At 46.6% G+C, this 16,614-nt stretch carries 18 protein-coding genes; all 18 read right to left on the reverse strand.

Translation table 11 applies throughout. From position 1 onward, the window contains the following. Positions 1 to 8 precede the first annotated feature (8 nt). On the reverse strand, positions 9 to 1,223 hold the full coding sequence (gene dapG / locus C5I45_RS11125; RefSeq protein WP_025649453.1) for an aspartate kinase: 1,215 nt from the start codon (positions 1,221 to 1,223) through the stop codon (positions 9 to 11). A gap of 88 nt (positions 1,224 to 1,311) precedes the next feature. Further along, positions 1,312 to 2,352 carry an aspartate-semialdehyde dehydrogenase gene (gene asd, locus C5I45_RS11130; protein ID WP_003154169.1) on the reverse strand — a complete coding sequence of 347 codons (1,041 nt, stop codon included), beginning with the start codon at positions 2,350 to 2,352 and terminating at the stop codon, positions 1,312 to 1,314. Positions 2,353 to 2,486: 134 nt separating this feature from the next. Continuing rightward, on the reverse strand, positions 2,487 to 3,077 hold the full coding sequence (gene dpaB / locus C5I45_RS11135) for a dipicolinate synthase subunit B (RefSeq protein WP_007409809.1): 591 nt from the start codon (positions 3,075 to 3,077) through the stop codon (positions 2,487 to 2,489). A gap of 2 nt (positions 3,078 to 3,079) precedes the next feature. Then, the gene (gene dpaA, locus C5I45_RS11140) at positions 3,080 to 3,970 is read right to left on the reverse strand and encodes a dipicolinic acid synthetase subunit A (RefSeq protein ID WP_025851250.1); all 891 of its coding nucleotides are present in this window, start codon (positions 3,968 to 3,970) and stop codon (positions 3,080 to 3,082) included. A gap of 156 nt (positions 3,971 to 4,126) precedes the next feature. After that, positions 4,127 to 4,384, reverse strand: a complete 258-nt coding sequence (locus C5I45_RS11145; protein WP_003154176.1) for a YlmC/YmxH family sporulation protein — start codon at positions 4,382 to 4,384, stop codon at positions 4,127 to 4,129. Between the two features lie 78 nt (positions 4,385 to 4,462). Further along, on the reverse strand, positions 4,463 to 5,698 hold the full coding sequence (locus tag C5I45_RS11150) for a M16 family metallopeptidase (RefSeq protein WP_003154178.1): 1,236 nt from the start codon (positions 5,696 to 5,698) through the stop codon (positions 4,463 to 4,465). A 39-nt stretch (positions 5,699 to 5,737) separates the two neighbouring features. Next, entirely contained in the window at positions 5,738 to 6,697 is a 960-nt protein-coding gene (locus C5I45_RS11155; protein ID WP_003154180.1) for a polysaccharide deacetylase family protein, read from the reverse strand. A 112-nt stretch (positions 6,698 to 6,809) separates the two neighbouring features. Further along, positions 6,810 to 8,933, reverse strand: a complete 2,124-nt coding sequence (gene pnp, locus C5I45_RS11160) for a polyribonucleotide nucleotidyltransferase (RefSeq protein ID WP_003154181.1) — start codon at positions 8,931 to 8,933, stop codon at positions 6,810 to 6,812. Between the two features lie 174 nt (positions 8,934 to 9,107). Next, entirely contained in the window at positions 9,108 to 9,377 is a 270-nt protein-coding gene (gene rpsO / locus C5I45_RS11165) for a 30S ribosomal protein S15 (protein ID WP_003154182.1), read from the reverse strand. A gap of 165 nt (positions 9,378 to 9,542) precedes the next feature. Then, entirely contained in the window at positions 9,543 to 10,484 is a 942-nt protein-coding gene (ribF, locus tag C5I45_RS11170) for a bifunctional riboflavin kinase/FAD synthetase (protein ID WP_107994393.1), read from the reverse strand. A 19-nt stretch (positions 10,485 to 10,503) separates the two neighbouring features. Beyond that, entirely contained in the window at positions 10,504 to 11,433 is a 930-nt protein-coding gene (truB, locus tag C5I45_RS11175) for a tRNA pseudouridine(55) synthase TruB (protein WP_015388228.1), read from the reverse strand. A gap of 83 nt (positions 11,434 to 11,516) precedes the next feature. Next, positions 11,517 to 11,870, reverse strand: a complete 354-nt coding sequence (gene rbfA, locus C5I45_RS11180) for a 30S ribosome-binding factor RbfA (RefSeq protein WP_003154185.1) — start codon at positions 11,868 to 11,870, stop codon at positions 11,517 to 11,519. A 16-nt stretch (positions 11,871 to 11,886) separates the two neighbouring features. Beyond that, positions 11,887 to 12,165 (reverse strand): DUF503 domain-containing protein, encoded by a 279-nt coding sequence (locus tag C5I45_RS11185; protein WP_003154188.1) that lies wholly within the window; start codon positions 12,163 to 12,165, stop codon positions 11,887 to 11,889. Then, positions 12,162 to 14,312, reverse strand: coding sequence for a translation initiation factor IF-2 (gene infB, locus C5I45_RS11190; RefSeq protein ID WP_003154190.1), 2,151 nt, complete (start codon positions 14,310 to 14,312; stop codon positions 12,162 to 12,164). The genes C5I45_RS11185 and infB overlap by 4 nt, the downstream gene beginning before the upstream one ends. 19 nt (positions 14,313 to 14,331) lie before the next feature. After that, positions 14,332 to 14,634 carry a YlxQ family RNA-binding protein gene (locus C5I45_RS11195; RefSeq protein WP_003154192.1) on the reverse strand — a complete coding sequence of 101 codons (303 nt, stop codon included), beginning with the start codon at positions 14,632 to 14,634 and terminating at the stop codon, positions 14,332 to 14,334. Position 14,635: 1 nt separating this feature from the next. Then, positions 14,636 to 14,911, reverse strand: coding sequence for a glucose-induced regulator RulR (gene rulR / locus C5I45_RS11200; protein ID WP_003154193.1), 276 nt, complete (start codon positions 14,909 to 14,911; stop codon positions 14,636 to 14,638). A 13-nt stretch (positions 14,912 to 14,924) separates the two neighbouring features. Continuing rightward, complete coding sequence (gene nusA, locus C5I45_RS11205) at positions 14,925 to 16,046, reverse strand: transcription termination factor NusA (RefSeq protein WP_003154195.1); 1,122 nt, start codon at positions 16,044 to 16,046, stop codon at positions 14,925 to 14,927. Between the two features lie 39 nt (positions 16,047 to 16,085). Continuing rightward, on the reverse strand, positions 16,086 to 16,556 hold the full coding sequence (gene rimP, locus C5I45_RS11210; RefSeq protein ID WP_003154197.1) for a ribosome maturation factor RimP: 471 nt from the start codon (positions 16,554 to 16,556) through the stop codon (positions 16,086 to 16,088). Positions 16,557 to 16,614 lie beyond the last annotated feature (58 nt).

The raw sequence follows: 16,614 nt of genomic DNA on the forward strand, positions 1-16,614 counted from the left end.
AATCACATTTACTTTGAAAGTTCAAACACTTCATGCAGCGCATTTACGGCCGTTACCATATCTTTTTCATGAACGAGCACCCAGATCGTCGTATGGCTGTCGGCAGATTGCAGAATCGGAATGCCTTTATCAGAAAGTGCGGAGACGATTTTTGACGTGACACCCGGAACACCCATTATTCCGGCGCCGACCGCTGACACTTTCGCACAGCTTTCCGTCACTGTCGGTTCATATCCTAATTCAGCCAAAATGCTGCGCGCGGCTTCCGTTTTACTGCCGGCTACGGTATATACGATTTCACTCGGCGTAATGTTAAAGAAATCTACACTGATTCCGGCATTTGCCATTGCTTTAAAGACTTCAGTCTGAACGTTGTATTGCCCCATTTTGGCGGGAACCTTAAATTGCGTCACATCTTTCACATGTGCGATCCCTGTGATCAGCCGTTCGAATACATCGCTGCCGACGTTGGACGAATGATGGGACGTCACCAAAGTGCCTTTGTCTTTTGAATAAGTGGAGCGCACGCGGATCGGCACCTTTGCCTGCATGGCGATTTCCACCGCGCGCGGATGAATGACTTTCGCGCCTTGATAAGCAAGGTTGCAGATTTCCGTATATGTTACATTCGGAAGCGGCTTAGCATTTTCCACGATTCTCGGATCGGCTGTCATAACGCCTTCCACGTCCGTAAAAATGTCGATAAACTCAGCATCAACCGCCGCGCCGAGCGCCGCCGCTGATGTATCGCTTCCTCCTCTGCCGATCGTCGTCGTGTCGCCTTTTTCAGTCGCTCCCTGAAACCCTGCGACAACGACGGCATCATGGCTGGCGAGTGCAGCGAAAAGCCGCTCTGTTTTCATTTCTATAATTTTGGCGTCAGTATGCTGGGCATTGGTTAAAAAGCCGGCCTGGGCTCCTGTTAAAGCTGCGGCTTTTATGCCGTTTTCCTTCAGCATGCTGGAAAAAACAACGGACGAAATCGTTTCTCCGCAAGACAGAAGCATATCCTGCTCTCTCGGAGAAATGTCGGACTGGCTGCCGTAAAGGAGCCCGATTAAAGAATCTGTCGCGTACGGGTCTCCTTTTCTTCCCATCGCCGATACGACAACGACAACCTTATAACCTTCACTTATGGCATCTTTAATGTGTGCTAGCGCAAGCTTGCGGCCTTTGTCATCTTTTACGGATGTTCCGCCGAATTTTTGAACTATGATCTTCACTATTTTCACTCCAAATTAGTCTGACGTAACAGAAGAGAGCAGGCAGAGCCTTACTCTCTTCTGTTCGCCTATAGAAAATACGTTTGTTTTATACGAGGTTCAGTTTTTGCAGGCTTTCCGCGATTTGAACTGAGTTCCAAGCGGCGCCTTTTAACAGGTTATCAGAAACAACCCACAAATGAAAACCGTTTGCTCTGTCCAAATCTTTCCGGATTCTTCCTACAAATACATCGCGTTTGCCGACGCAATCAGCAGGCATCGGGTAAAGCTGCTCCGCCGGATCATCCTGAAGCGTAACACCCGGAGCTTCTTTTAAAAGCTGTTTAATATCTTCAACGGTTGCGTCATCACGGTCAAGCTCAATGTAAACAGATTCTGAGTGCCCTGTTTCAATCGGCAGTCTGACACATGTCGCAGCCACTTCCAGCTTCGGCATATGCATGATTTTTTTCGTTTCATTAATCATTTTCATTTCCTCAAACGTATAGCCGTTGTCTTGGAATTTATCAATTTGCGGAATGGCGTTAAATGCGATTTGATAATGCTTTTTGTCGCCTTTAACCGGCATAATGGACGGTTCTGCGGGTTCATTGTTTAAAATCGCCTTTGTCTGGCTGTACAATTCTTTCGCCGCTTCATTGCCGGCTCCGGACACAGCTTGGTAAGTAGATACAATGACTTTTTTCAAACCGTACGCTTTGCGGATCGGTTCAAGCGCAGCCACCATCTGAATCGTTGAACAGTTAGGGTTGGCGATAATGCCGTTATGTTTGTGCAGATCACCTTCGTTCACCTCAGGCACCACGAGCGGTGTATTTTCGTCCATACGGAATGCGCTCGTATTGTCAATCACGATGGCTCCCCGTTTTACAGCCTCAGGCGCCAAGCTTTGTGATACGCTTCCGCCAGCGCTGAATAACGCGATATGAACGCCTTCGAAGCTTTCAGGAACAGCTTCCTGCACTGTATATTCTTCGCCTTTAAACGTTACTTTCGTACCAGCAGAACGCTTTGAGGATAGTAGTGTGAGTGTTTCGATTTCAAAGTTTCTGTCTTCCAGTGTTTTCAGCATTTGCTGTCCTACGGCTCCCGTCGCTCCGACAACTGCTACGTGTAATCCTCTTCCCATCTGTAAAACTCCTTCCGCCAATTAAGCATCATTTGTTGAATTGACTTTGCATTTTACGTTTTATTTTACCATAGAATAGTCACGGATTGACCGAATTTTTTTATTCCGGAATGATTTTCTGTCATCATGATTTTTTATTCATGATGGTGTACGAGCACCGGCTGAACCTGCTGGTGCAAAAGAGCTTTTTCTACCGTAATCGGAAGGAGATCCATTCTGGCGACGAGCGATGTCGGTTTTTTCACGTGGTCATCCTGGCCGAACGGGATGAAATATATGTTTTTTGCGGACATCAGCCTCATTAAATTCGTTCCGTTTAAACCGAGTCCGTCATTTGTTGAAATTCCGAGCACGACCGGCCGGCCGTTGCGGATCGTGGCTTTCGCAGCCATAAGGACGGGGCTGTCAGTCATCGCATTTGCGAGTTTGCTCATTGAATTTCCGGTTAAAGGGGCGATGACCATGCAGTCGAGCGGAAGTTTCGGCCCGAGAGGCTCCGCTTTTACGATGGAATCAATCGCCTCAAAGCCTGTTGCTTCTTCAATTTTTCTGACCCAATCTCCCCCCTCCCCAAAGCGGGTATCGGTCGATTGAACGGTTGACGTCACGACCGGCCGGACTTCAGCTCCTTGACTGATAAGCGCCTCTATTTGCGGAAAAACTTCCTCATATGTGCAATGCGAGCCGGTTAATCCGAATCCGATTCTTTTCCCTTTCAGAGACATGGCTATTTCCCCTCTTTCTTTAAGTCTGCCAAAAGCTTGCTCAATACGTTCGCAATAATCTGTCCGGCTGTTTTCGGGGCCACAATTCCCGGAAGACCCGGAGCAAGCAGCGCTTTAATGCCTTGTTTTTCAGCATATTTGAAATCCGTTCCGCCCGGACGGGATGCTAAATCCAAAATCAAGGTCTTCGGCGTCATGCGCGATAAAACGCTTTGATTCAGAATCAAGCTCGGTACGGTGTTAATGCAGATATCAATATCATTTACATGTTCAGTAAGCTCTTCAAGTTGAAAAGGAGAAAGCCCCATTTCCGATATACGGGCTAAATGAGCCGAACTCCGCGCGCCCACTTTTACTTTCGCCCCTAACGCTGCAAACGTCCGGGCGATCGTCATACCGGTGCGCCCCATGCCGAGAACGGCGACATTTGATCCGTGAATGGTATAATCCGTATGCTGAATCGCCATCATGATTGTTCCTTCAACAGTGGGAATCGAGTTGAATATCGCGATGTCGTCCCGCTCAAATAATTTCACAAGCTTACGGCCGGCTTCGCTGGCGATCCCCTCAAGATACGCGTTGGAGATGCCTGAATAAATGACGCAATGCTCCGGTGTCCGCTCAAGATAGCTCTGCTTTAATACCACTTCTTCATTTGAAAAAACCGTGGAAACAACGCCTTCTCCGGTCGTTGCCGATACAGGCAGGATGATACTGTCTATTTTTTGAAAGGGAATCTCATCAATTTTGCATTTGACGGTTCCTGTAAAACCATCATCCAATTGGTCAAACCCTGCAAGATAAATATCGGCATGCTGTTCTGTCAGCTTTCTTATAATCTCAAGCTGTCTTGCGTCACCACCAATGATCGCAATTGTTAATCCGGTTAACATCTGAAACGTTCACCTTCTTTACAGTTACTGGATCTTTTAAGTGTCATCCTCCTCTTCATCGTATGTGCAAAGAGAAAGGGCGGTGAATGTACAGCGTCTTTTTCATAAAAAAAGCACCGGCTGTATGAGCCGGTGCTTGCAAAAAATGAATAAGATCTACTCTTCGGGAGGCGTGATCTCCCCCGGAACGTCTAAAATGATCATGTCTGACCCGATTTTTTGGATATGGTTCCAGGGGACGCGGATGTCGTGGCCTTGTTTTCGCAATCCGAACCATTTTACCGTCGGTATCAACAGCGCGGTAATTTGTCCGTCCTGTTCATTAATTTCCAAATCGGTCTGGCCGAGCACGCCGAGCCGCTCTGCCCGTTTAATGTCCACAATTTCTTTACCTGACAGTTCACTGAGCCTCATGATAGCCACCCCCTTGTACTATATGACCCGGAGCAAAAAAAAATGCCTGCCCCGTATAGAGGCAGACTGCTTTGCAGCTTAAGACGAGGCCGGTATATTGCCGGTCGGGCTGATGAGCGATAGTGCGTAATCATCCGTAAATAAGCGGCGGCTGAGGCCGTTGACGCTTTCCAGGCTGACCGCATTTAATTCAGCGATAATTTCATCCATGGTCTTATGCTTTCCGAGCAGGAGTTCGTTTTTCCCGTTCCGGCTCATTTTGCTGTTTGTGCTTTCTAAGCTGAGCATTAAGCTCCCCTTCATTTGCTCTTTGCTGTTTTCCAGCTCTTTTGGAGTGATACCGTCACGTTTTAGAACCGATAACGTTTCCTGAATGGTTTCAGACAGAAGTCCGAGCTGATTCGCGCCGGTGCCTCCGTAAATCGTCAGCATACCGCTGTCTTCATAGGAACTGTGATAGCTGTATACAGAATAGGCCAGTCCTTTATCTTCGCGCACATCCTGGAAAAGACGGCTGCTCATGCTTCCGCCAAGCACGTTGTTTAAGACGATCAAATCGTAAATGTCCGGATCTCCGACTTTCAGGCCTTTGAAACCGAGACAGAGATGCGCCTGTTCGGTGTCTTTTTTTCTGGTCAGCTTTTCATAATGAAACTCAGGCTCGCTGATGCCGCTTGCTTTGCCCTTCGCTTCGTATGTACCGAACCATTTCTCCACGTCTTTAATGAATTGTTCCGTTACATTTCCGGCGACAGAAATGACGACGCGGTCCGGCGTGTAAAAGTCATCCATATGCTGTCTGAGAGAATCGCCGTTAAACGACGAAAGCGTTTCCTCCGTCCCGAGAATCGGGTATCCGAGCGAATGATTGCCGTATGTCGCTTTGCTCAGCAGATCGTGGACAATGTCATCCGGCGCATCTTCATACATTTTGATTTCTTCATATACGACGTTCTTTTCTTTTTTGAGCTCATCTTCGTCAAAAGCAGAATGAAAGAACATATCAGCCAGCACATCAAGTGCGTAGTTTGCATGCTCATCCAGCACTTTGGCGTAATAGCACGTATATTCTTTTGAAGTGAAGGCATTCACTTGGCCGCCTATCCGATCGAAGGATTCTGCGATTTCACGTGCGGACCTGGTATTTGTTCCTTTAAAAAACATATGCTCAAGAAAGTGCGAAATACCGTTTGTCTCCGGCGTTTCATGACGTGATCCCGTCCCGATCCAGACGCCGATTGCCACAGACCGCACCGTTGGATTATTTTCAAGCACAACTCTTACACCGTTTTGGCATGTATAGCGTTTTATCAAGTCTGTTCCTCCTATTCAAAGACAGGCAACTGCCGCCTGCTACTTCATCAGCCTGTTTTCATCCATTAAGTCAGACACTGAGCCGAGCGCGTAGCCTTTTTCTTTGATTTTTGCAATCAGTGTATCCAGGCTTTTCGCAGTCGGATCAGTCGGATGCATTAAAATCATGGCTCCGTTATGTATTTTGCTCAACACCCTTGTTTGTAAAACAGCGGGAGACGGTTTTTGCCAGTCAATGGTGTCAACGGTCCACATGATGGTGCCCATTCCTTTTTCCGCCGCAAGGTCGACCACGGCTTTTCTGAAGCTGCCGCTTGGCGGCGCAAACCATTTCGGCTTCATGCCGAGCGTCTCGCTGATTTGTGCATTGGTTTTGTCAAGCTGTTCGGAAATGCTTCCTGAAGTCAGTTTGCTCATATCAGGGTGATTGTATGAATGATTTCCGATTTCATGTCCGTCTGCCGCTATTTTTTTCCCCAGTTCCTGATTGTTTTTCAGCCATTTCCCTTCAAGAAAGAAAGTTGCTTTGACCTGGTGCTGCTTCAGAATAGGCAGCATTTGCTCCACGTATTCATTTCCCCAGGCGACATTTATCAGGAAAGCGACCATCGGTTTGTCGGGATTTCCTTTATAAATGGGTTCGGGCGCGAGAGAATCAAGATGGACTTTCGGCTTTACCTGCTCATAGACAAGGTCGTCTTCGTGAAATTCTCCGTCCTTTTTCATTTGTTTATAGGATTTTTCCACATTGACTTTTAAACCGTTATATCCCGGTATACTCTTCCATATTTTATCAATCCGCGCGTCTTGCGGCTTCACTTCATACTCTGACGCTTTTTGCAGTAATTCTTCATAGAGCGGATCTTTTGATGCTGACACAGTTACCGCGTCTTTTTTCATTGCGTCTATGTAATCAACTGTATACGGGTTTTTTAACATTTCAAACGAAACAAAAAAAAGAAATAAAAAAACGGCAAACGGCACGAATTTTTTCAACATGTCCTTCCCCCCTCATCACACATTATGTATGAGGAGGACAAGGTAGAACCCGTCTGTTGTCTTTCTCAAAATAAAGAAGCCGGGTCTCCCAGGCTCCTTGTTAGGTTTTCATTTAAGATTGTTGTTGTTCCTGTTCTTTTTCTTTCTCTTCGCGCAGCACTGCTTTACGCGACAGATTTACTCGTCCCTGTTTGTCAATTTCAGTTACCTTCACAAGGATTTCGTCACCGATTTTCACAACATCCTCAACCTTGCCGACCCGTTCGAGCGCTAGTTCAGAGATGTGAACGAGACCGTCTTTTCCGCTGAAGATTTCAACGAAAGCGCCGAATTTCTCAATCCGTTTCACTTTACCGAGGTAAAGCTGGCCGACTTCGACTTCTCTGACAAGATCTTCGATGATTTTTTTCGCTTTTTGGTTGCTGCTTTCATCAGTAGAAGAAATAAAGATGGTGCCGTCTTGTTCAATGTCAATTTTAACACCGGTATCTTCAATGATTTTGTTGATTTGTTTACCGCTCGGTCCGATAACGTCACGGATTTTATCCGGATTAATGGTCATCGTTAAAATTTTCGGCGCATATTGAGAAAGTTCTTTTCTTGATTCACCAAGCGTGCTGAGCATGCTGTCCAAGATTTCCATTCTTCCTTTTTTCGCCTGCTGAAGCGCTTCTTCAAGAATTTCTCTTGAAAGGCCTTCAATTTTAATGTCCATTTGCAGCGCTGTCACGCCTTTTTCCGTGCCGGCTACTTTAAAGTCCATGTCACCGAGGGCGTCTTCCATCCCTTGAATATCCGTCAATACTGTATAGTACTCGCCTGATTTCACAAGTCCCATCGCGATACCTGCAACAGGGGCTTTAATCGGAACACCTGCGTCCATCATGGCAAGCGTACTTGCGCAGATGCTGGCCTGTGAAGTGGAACCGTTTGATTCAAGCACTTCAGATACGAGGCGGACCGTATACGGGAAGTCTTTTTCATTCGGAATGACCGGCTCAAGCGCACGCTCTCCAAGAGCACCGTGACCGATCTCACGGCGTCCCGGTCCGCGCATCGGGCCTGTCTCCCCTACGCTGAACTGCGGGAAGTTATAATGATGCATAAAGCGTTTTGACTCTTCCACGCCTAAACCGTCAAGAATCTGAACGTCTCCAAGGGCGCCTAATGTACAAACGCTGAGCGCCTGCGTCTGTCCTCTCGTAAACAGCCCGGATCCGTGCGTTCTCGGCAGAAGACCGACTTCTGAAGAAAGCGGGCGGATTTGATCAACGCCGCGGCCGTCCGGACGGACTTTTTCTTCTGTGATCAAACGGCGCACTTCGTTTTTCACGAGTTTAGACAGTGTCTGTTTCACTTTTTTAATTGTATCTTCATCATGCTCTTCTTCTTCGAATTTCGCGACAACTGCATTTTTCACTTCATTGATCGCGTCTTCGCGAGCATGTTTTTCGTGAACCTGAATGGCGCTGAGAAGATCCGGCTCCGCAAGGCTTTTTACTTTTGCGCTGAGCTCTTCGTCAATTTCATACAGTTCGATCTCTGTTTTCTCTTTGCCGACTGCTGCGACGATTTCTTCTTGGAATGCGATCAGGCGCTTGATTTCTTCGTGACCGAACATAATCGCCTCAAGCATGATTTCTTCAGGAACTTCATCCGCTCCGGCTTCCACCATGTTGATGGCATCTTTTGTGCCTGCAACGATGAGGTTGATATCACTTTTTTCAAGCTGGTCAACCGTCGGATTGATGACGAATTTCCCGTCAATGCGGCCTACCGTCACACCCGCGATCGGGCCTTCAAACGGGATATCGGAAACGCAAAGAGCGAGTGATGAACCGAACATTGCAGCCATTTCAGATGAGCAGTCCTGATCAACACTCATGACAATGCTGATGACCTGTACTTCGTTACGGAATCCGTCTGCGAAAAGCGGGCGGATCGGACGGTCGATCAGACGGCTGGCTAAAACGGCCTTTTCACTTGGACGGCCTTCTCTTTTAATAAAACCGCCCGGAATTTTACCTACTGCGTATAATCTTTCTTCATAGTTAACGGTAAGCGGGAAAAAATCTAGCGGTTTCGGTTCTTTTGATGCGGTTGCTGTGCTGAGCACTGCAGTATCGCCGTAGCGGACCATGACAGCGCCGTTTGCCTGTTTGGCAAGCTGGCCGGCTTCTACTGTAAGCTGTCTGCCGGCCCAATCTATGGTAAAGACATGTTTCTCTTGTCCCATTCGATTACGAGCTCCTCTCTTAATGTGTGAAATAATCAATTACTCCTATTATGAACGAAATGAATTGAACATATCAATGTCAAAGTAGTATGTAAAAGGATTTCATTGTTTTTTTATTATTATTTTTTTCGCTTTAATACGATAAAAAAGCGGGAATCCTCCCGCTTTTTACGATTATCGACGTAAGCCTAGTTTGTTAATTAACTCACGGTAACGAGTTACGTCTTTATTACGCAGATACGTAAGAAGATTACGACGTTTACCTACCATTTTAAGAAGACCGCGACGTGAGTGGTGATCTTTCTTGTGAGTACGCAAATGCTCGTTCAAGTTGTTAATTGAGTCTGTTAGGATAGCGATCTGAACTTCTGGAGAACCAGTATCAGATTCGTGTGTTTTGAACTCGCTGATGAGTTGATTTTTACGCTCTTGAGTAATTGCCATCCTGTTTCACCTCCATATCATAATTAGCCCCAGTTACCTAGCAACCGTCGGTGACTTCGGATTGCCAAGCAATGGTTTTAAGACTACGAAACATATGATACTAAAAATCGCGCCCATATGCAAATCTTTTAGAATAAAATTTGTGTACTTTTGATGTTTTTTCCGTTATTTGCTGAAAAAACGGATCGCTTCTTGTTTGTCTTTCCCGATCTGAGCCGTCAGTTCATCGATGCCGTTAAACTTCCGTTCGCTTCGGATTCGTTTGTACCACTCGATTTTAACGTCTTCTCCGTATACATCCTGTTGAAAATTAAACAAATGAACTTCAATTGACGGCTGATCGGGACGCTTTTCATAAAAGGTCGGTTTGTAGCCGATGTTGCAGACGCCTTCATACACCTCGCCTTTTATTTCGGCTTTCACTGCATACACGCCTGTCGGCGGCACGATATAGCTGTTGTGCAGGCCGATATTCGCGGTCGGAAAACCGATGGTGCGGCCTCTCTTGTCTCCGTGAATCACAGTGCCCCGGATAAAATACGGCTGACCGAGAAGAGTGTGCGCAAGTTCAACGTCACCATCCTGGAGCGCTGACCGGATATAAGTGGAGCTGATCTTTCTGTCCTGCTCGGTCTGTTTCTCGACAGTCGTGCATCCGGCCTTGCCGTTTAAATCGTCCGACAGCGTCTCCATCGTGCCTTTTCCGTATTTTCCGTACGTAAAATCGAAGCCTCCCACAGCGTGCCGCGCGTTCAACCCTAAAATATACTCCTCGGCAAACTGTTTTGGAGACAGAGACGCAAACGCTTCATCAAACTTTACGACATACAGCACATCAGCGCCTAAACGCCCGATCTGGCTGATTTTATCTTCAAGCGGCGTAATCAGATCCTTTGGCTCTTTGTCCCTACCCAACACATGGGAAGGGTGTGGATGAAACGTCATAACGGCCAGCGACAGGCCTTTTTCTTCGGCAATTTGTCTGGCTGTTCCGATTACTTTCCGGTGTCCCAAATGAACGCCGTCAAAGTAGCCGAGCGCCATGACAGACGCCGGCTGCTCTTCTTTTTGTAAATGATGCGGATGAGAAATATGTATCGTCTTCACAGAACGGTCACCTTTTTTCTTATTGTTCGCTTTTTTGCATGAGCACTTTAGCCGGTTTCAGCAGTCCTTTTTTTGAAGGATGCGGCATATAAATGGCCACACATTCTCCGTCTTCAGTACAGACCGCTATACGGGCGTCAGCTGTCATTGCAGAAAATTCCGCCGGGATGTCAAACACCGACCCGTTTTCAGCTTTCTTAGCTAATGTATCACTTATGACCCATTTCGGCAAATGATTGAGCGCTCTATCGATCGGCACGGCATGCTCTGCAACCGTTCCGTCCGAAACCTGCTGTTCAAGTTCCTCAAACGTGAAACATTCATCAAGGCTGAAATCGCCCGAAGCAGTGCGGATGAGATGCGACATATGCGCGGGATAGCCGAGTTTTTCACCGATTGTCACCGCCAACGTTCTGACGTAAGTGCCTTTTGAGCACGTGACTGTAAAGCGGAATGATGCTGTGTCTTCGTTATAAGTGACAGGGGAAGTGAGCGCGATATCTTCAATCGTGATATTCCGCTTCGGCCGCTCCACTTCAATACCCGCTCTGGCGTATTCATAAAGCTTTTTCCCGTTGACCTTTACCGCGGAATACATCGGCGGCACTTGCTCCTGCGGTCCCTTCAATTTGTCTAAAACGGCTTTGATATCCGCTTCTTCCAGCGGCTCCCTGACAGGCTTTACGCTGACCGTTTCTCCAGTCTGATCTTCGGTCGATGTGGAGAAACCGAGAGTGATCTCAGCATCGTACGTTTTTGACTTGTCGGTGACGTACTCAACGATCTTTGTAGCCCGTCCGACGCAGATCGGCAGTACGCCTGACACTTCCGGATCAAGGGTTCCCGTATGCCCGACTTTCTTTGTTTTTAACAGTTTTCTTATTTTCATTACACAGTCGTGAGAAGTCATGCCGACCGGTTTATGTAAAAGGAGAACTCCGTTAACCATCTGTCTTTCGCTCCTTTGTTATCAATTGTATCCCGTAAAACGCAGAAAAGAGGACAGACGACACTCGCCCATCCTCTTTCCCGTTATTCAGACGGTTTATCTGAATGCAGTTCGTGAATCAATGTTTCAATACGATTGCCGTACTCAATTGATTCATCAAATTCAAATTCAAGCTCAGGCGTTTTGCGGAGTCTGATTCGGCTGCCGATTTCGGAACGGATAAATCCTTTCGCTTTCTCAAGCCCTTTCAGCGCCTCCTCTTTCTTTTTCTCTCCGCCGAGAACGGAGATATACACCTTCGCTATTTGTAAATCACCTGAAACACGTACGTCTGTTACAGTGAGAAATCCGATTCTCGGGTCTTTCAGCTTTCGGCTGATAATATCCCCGAGCTCTTTTTTCATCTGCTCGCCGACACGGTTTGCTCTCATACTCAATTCAATCACCTCTAAGTTAAAACCACTCTGTTCTAGTGATCGTCCGTTCTATCTCGGGAAAGGAGTCAATAAACGCGAGTACGCGCTGGATCTCCTTTTCCGCCTGAACGTGAGAGGAAGAGACGACGGCGATTCCGAAGCTGGTCCGCTGCCAAGTGTCCTGATAGCCGATTTCTGCGGCCGACACGTTGAACTTATTCTGAACCCTCGTTATAATCCGCTTCAGAACGGCTCGTTTCTCCTTTAATGATCCCGCATCATAAATGATGCATTCACATTCCGCAAATCCGATCACTTTCTTTCGATTTCCTGCATGACATACGCTTCAAGGACGTCGCCTTCGCGAATGTCATTGTATTTCTTAATCGTTATACCACATTCATATCCTTGTGAAACTTCTTTCACATCATCTTTGAAGCGTTTCAGAACGTCTACTTCCCCTTCGAAGATGACCACGCCGTCACGGATCAGGCGGAGTCCGCTGTCACGTGTAATGTGGCCGTCTGTTACATATCCGCCGGCAATCGTGCCGATTTTCGACACTTTGAATGTTTGGCGCACTTCAACCTGACCGATGACTTTTTCTTCGTACTCAGGATCAAGCATTCCTTTCATCGCCGCTTCAATTTCTTCGATGACTTTGTAAATGATACGGTGAAGACGGATATCTACATTTTCAGCTTCAGCCGTGCTCTTAGCATTTCCGTCTGGGCGCACATTAAACCCGATAACAATTGCATTTGAAGCAGATGCGAGAATGATGTCTGATTCCGTAATCGCACCGACGCCTGTGTGAATGATTTTCACTTTTACGCCTTCTACTTCAATTTTTTGAAGAGCGGCTGTTAACGCCTCGGCTGAACCTTGAACGTCAGCTTTTACGATTAAATTGATGTCTTTAACATCGCCTTGTTTAATTTGTTCAAACAGATCATCGAGGCTCAGCTTCGCTTTGTCGCTGCGCTGTTCTTCCAGTTGCTTGGAAGCGCGTGCTTCACCGACAGAACGGGCTGTTTTTTCATCTTTAAAGACGAGGAATTGATCGCCAGCCTGCGGTACGTCGTTTAAGCCCGTGATTTCTACAGGTGTGGACGGTCCGGCTGTTTTCACGCGGCGGCCGAGATCATTGACCATGGCCCGCACGCGGCCGAATGTATTTCCGACAACGATCGGATCTCCGACATGCAATGTTCCCGTTTGAACGAGAAGTGTTGCGACAGAACCTCTTCCTTTATCGAGCTCAGCTTCAATAACCGTTCCTTTTGCCTGACGGTTCGGATTGGCTTTCAGCTCTTCCACTTCACTGACAAGCAGAATCATTTCGACAAGCTCGTCAATTCCCTTGCCTGTAAGAGCGGACAGAGGAACGAAAATCGTTTCTCCTCCCCATGCTTCAGGAACGAGTCCGTATTCAGTCAGCTCCTGCATGACACGGTCAGGGTTCGCGCTTTCTTTATCCACTTTATTCACGGCAACGATAATCGGAACCTCAGCCGCTTTCGCATGGTTGATGGCTTCGACTGTTTGCGGCATAACGCCGTCATCAGCCGCTACGACTAAAATGGTAATATCAGTTACTTCCGCACCGCGCGCACGCATTGTTGTGAACGCCGCGTGTCCCGGAGTATCTAAGAACGTGATTTTTTTGCCGTTTTCTTCGATCTGGTACGCCCCGATATGCTGGGTGATTCCGCCGGCTTCACCTTCAACAACCTTTGTTTTTCTGATGCTGTCAAGGAGGGTCGTTTTCCCGTGGTCAACGTGGCCCATGATCGTCACGACAGGCGGACGGATTTGAAGATCTTCTTCTTTGTCAGCCTCTTCATATTTTTCAAGCTCAGTTTCTTCGAGCACAATCACTTCTTCTGTTTCCACACCGTATTCAGATGCGATCAGTTCGATTGTGTCTTTGTCAAGCTCCTGGTTAATGGTAGCCATTACACCCAGAAGCATCAGTTTTTTAATGAGTTCAGACGGTTCTTTGCCAAGTTCTTCGGCTAAGGCCCCGACTGTTAAAGAGCCGGAAAACGTAATTTTCTCAGGAAGCTCTTTTTTCGGCTTCAGCGGTTTTTGCTGATACTGATTTTTGTTGTTATGATTGCGTTTGTTTTTGTTTTTGTTGTTGTTGTTATTCTTCTTGTTTTTGTTAAATTGATTATTCTGCACGTCATTCTTCTTTCCGTCTCGAATTTTGTTTGGTTGATTCCCAGCAGGCTGCTGATTAATCCCTTGCGGCTTGTTTTTGTTCGTTTCCGCAGGCTTCTGAGATGTAACGCCGGCGCCGCCTTTTTTAAATTTCGCATCAAGCTGCTTAATGGTCTTTTCTTCAAGCATTGCCATATGGTTATTTACTACTATATCCATGTTTTTCAGCGCAGTCAAAATTTCCTTGCTTGAAACATTGATGGCTTTTGCATATTCGTAAACTCTCATTTTAGCCATTCGTTCACCCCCAAAAATATTAATCGAGCAAGCTGATCAGCTTATTCGCAAAACCTTGGTCAGTGACGGCGACAACGACACGTGATTCCTTGCCGATAGAGCGGCCGAGATCCGCGCGGCTTTCGACTTTTTTATAAGGCACTTTATAATAATTGCATTTATCGGATACTTTTTTTGCAGTATTCGCAGATGCATCTTCTGTCAGCAGAACAAGTTTTGCACGCGCATTTCTAATTTCTTTTATAACCAAGTCCTCGCCCGACACGACCTTACGAGCTCGATTGGCCAGACCCAGCAAGGGAAACCATTCCATTCCAGACATGTTATTTTTTCACCTTTTCCGCCAGTTCCAGCAATTCTTCGAAAATCTGGTCATCGATTTGTGATTGAAATTGATTTTGCAATGTGTTTTTCTTTTTCGCAGCTAAGATGCATTCTTTCTCAAGGGTGATATAGGCACCCCGCCCGTTCTTCTTTCCGGTCGGATCGACTGAAATCTCTCCTTCTTTAGAACGGACAATTCGGATCAGTTCCTTTTTAGGCTTCATTTCCCCCGTTACCACGCATTTGCGCAGAGGAATTTTTTTTCGCTTATTCACCTAAAGTCACCTCTTATTCATCCGATTCGGCTGTTTCAGGCTCCATAAAGAGCGGCTCTAAATCGTCATCTTCTTCATGCTCTCTCGGATAGATGCCAAGGTCTCTTGCATCCGTTTCACTTTTGATATCGATTTTCCAGCCTGTCAGTTTCGCGGCTAAGCGGGCGTTTTGCCCTCTTTTTCCGATTGCCAGAGAAAGCTGGTAATCAGGAACGATGACAGTCGTGGCTTTTTCTTCTTCGCTGACGATGACATCCAGCACTTTAGACGGGCTGAGCGCATTGGCAACAAATTCAACCGGATCATCAGACCAGTTGACGATATCAATTTTTTCGCCTTTCAGTTCATTGACGATCGCCTGCACCCGCTGGCCTTTAGGACCGACGCATGAACCGACCGGATCAACGTCAGGGTCATCAGTGCGGACGGAGATTTTAGAGCGGTCGCCCGCTTCTCTGGCAACGGATTTCAGTTCGACCGTTCCGTCATAAATTTCCGGCACTTCGATTTCAAAAAGACGCTTCAACAGGCCAGGATGCGTTCTTGATACATAGATCTGCGGCCCTTTTGTCGTTTTTTCGACTTTTGTGATAAATACTTTAATCCGATCGTGCGGTTTATAGCTCTCATTCGGCATTTGTTCATTGACGGGCAGCAGCGCTTCAATCTTGCCGAGAGACACGTAAATAAACTTGCTGTCTAAGCGCTGTACAATTCCCGTCATGATGTCTTCTTCACGATCGATAAATTCTGAGTAAATCACGCCGCGCTCAGCTTCACGGACACGCTGCGTCACCACTTGTTTCGCCGTCTGCGCAGCAATGCGGCCGAAGTCTTTCGGCGTTACTTCTATTTCAACGACATCTCCGACAAGGTAGTTCGGATGGATGTGCTGAGCGTCGTCAAGCGAGATTTCAAGTCTTGAATCGTATACCTCGTCTACGACATCCTTTCTTGCGAACACGCGGATCGTGCCCGTCTCACGGTTCAGATCGACCCGTACGTTTTGCGCCTGGTTAAAATTTCGCTTATACGCGGAAATTAAGGCAGCTTCAATTGCTTCGATGATAATGTCTTTACTGATGCCTTTTTCTTTTTCAAGAATAGTGAGAGCATCTAATAGTTCACTGCTCATGTTAGCGGTCTCCCCCCTTAAACACTAATACTTCATTCATTAAAATGTTACAGCTAATCTTGCGTTAGCTATTTTTTCATACGGAATATTGACCCGTTTCTTTCTTGTTTTGACCGTCATCTCTATTGTAACAGTTTGTCCATCAAATTCAGCCAATTTGCCTTCAAACACTTTTAAACCGTCAATCGGTTCGTACGTTTTCATGTACACATTTTTGCCCAGTGATTTTTCGAAGTCGGCTTTTTTCTTTAATGGACGCTCGGCTCCAGGAGAAGATACTTCAAGAAAGTAGTTCTGAGTGATCGGATCGGCCTCATCCAGCTTTTCGCTTAACGCTTCGCTGACTTTGGCGCACTCCTCAATATCAACACCGTTATCGGAATCAATAAACACGCGAAGGAACCAGTTTTGACCCTCTTTGACAAATTCAATGTCTACGAGTTCAAGCTGAAGGTCATCCAGTATGGGCTGAGCCATTCCTTGAACGGTATCAGTCACTTTTTTGCTCATGTTTTTCCTCCTTGTGCTGTCGATATCATATCAGCCGTTCCTCTGCATAAAAACCCTG

It is taken from the genome of Bacillus sp. ZY-1-1 (genome assembly GCF_003047165.1).
GTDB lineage: Bacteria > Bacillota > Bacilli > Bacillales > Bacillaceae > Bacillus > Bacillus velezensis.

Excerpts from the sequence above, each read along its gene's own strand:
- pnp (WP_003154181.1), bottom strand. The coding sequence starts at position 8,933 with ATGGGACAAGAGAAACATGTCTTTACCATAGATTGGGCCGGCAGACAG.
- rpsO (WP_003154182.1), bottom strand. The coding sequence starts at position 9,377 with ATGGCAATTACTCAAGAGCGTAAAAATCAACTCATCAGCGAGTTCAAA.
- nusA (WP_003154195.1), bottom strand. The coding sequence starts at position 16,046 with ATGAGCAGTGAACTATTAGATGCTCTCACTATTCTTGAAAAAGAAAAA.
- asd (WP_003154169.1), bottom strand. The coding sequence starts at position 2,352 with ATGGGAAGAGGATTACACGTAGCAGTTGTCGGAGCGACGGGAGCCGTA.
- C5I45_RS11145 (WP_003154176.1), bottom strand. The coding sequence starts at position 4,384 with ATGAGGCTCAGTGAACTGTCAGGTAAAGAAATTGTGGACATTAAACGG.
- infB (WP_003154190.1), bottom strand. The coding sequence starts at position 14,312 with ATGGCTAAAATGAGAGTTTACGAATATGCAAAAGCCATCAATGTTTCA.
- truB (WP_015388228.1), bottom strand. The coding sequence starts at position 11,433 with ATGGTTAACGGAGTTCTCCTTTTACATAAACCGGTCGGCATGACTTCT.
- C5I45_RS11155 (WP_003154180.1), bottom strand. The coding sequence starts at position 6,697 with ATGTTGAAAAAATTCGTGCCGTTTGCCGTTTTTTTATTTCTTTTTTTT.
- dpaB (WP_007409809.1), bottom strand. The coding sequence starts at position 3,077 with ATGTCTCTGAAAGGGAAAAGAATCGGATTCGGATTAACCGGCTCGCAT.
- rimP (WP_003154197.1), bottom strand. The coding sequence starts at position 16,556 with ATGAGCAAAAAAGTGACTGATACCGTTCAAGGAATGGCTCAGCCCATA.
- dpaA (WP_025851250.1), bottom strand. The coding sequence starts at position 3,970 with ATGTTAACCGGATTAACAATTGCGATCATTGGTGGTGACGCAAGACAG.
- C5I45_RS11195 (WP_003154192.1), bottom strand. The coding sequence starts at position 14,634 with ATGTCTGGAATGGAATGGTTTCCCTTGCTGGGTCTGGCCAATCGAGCT.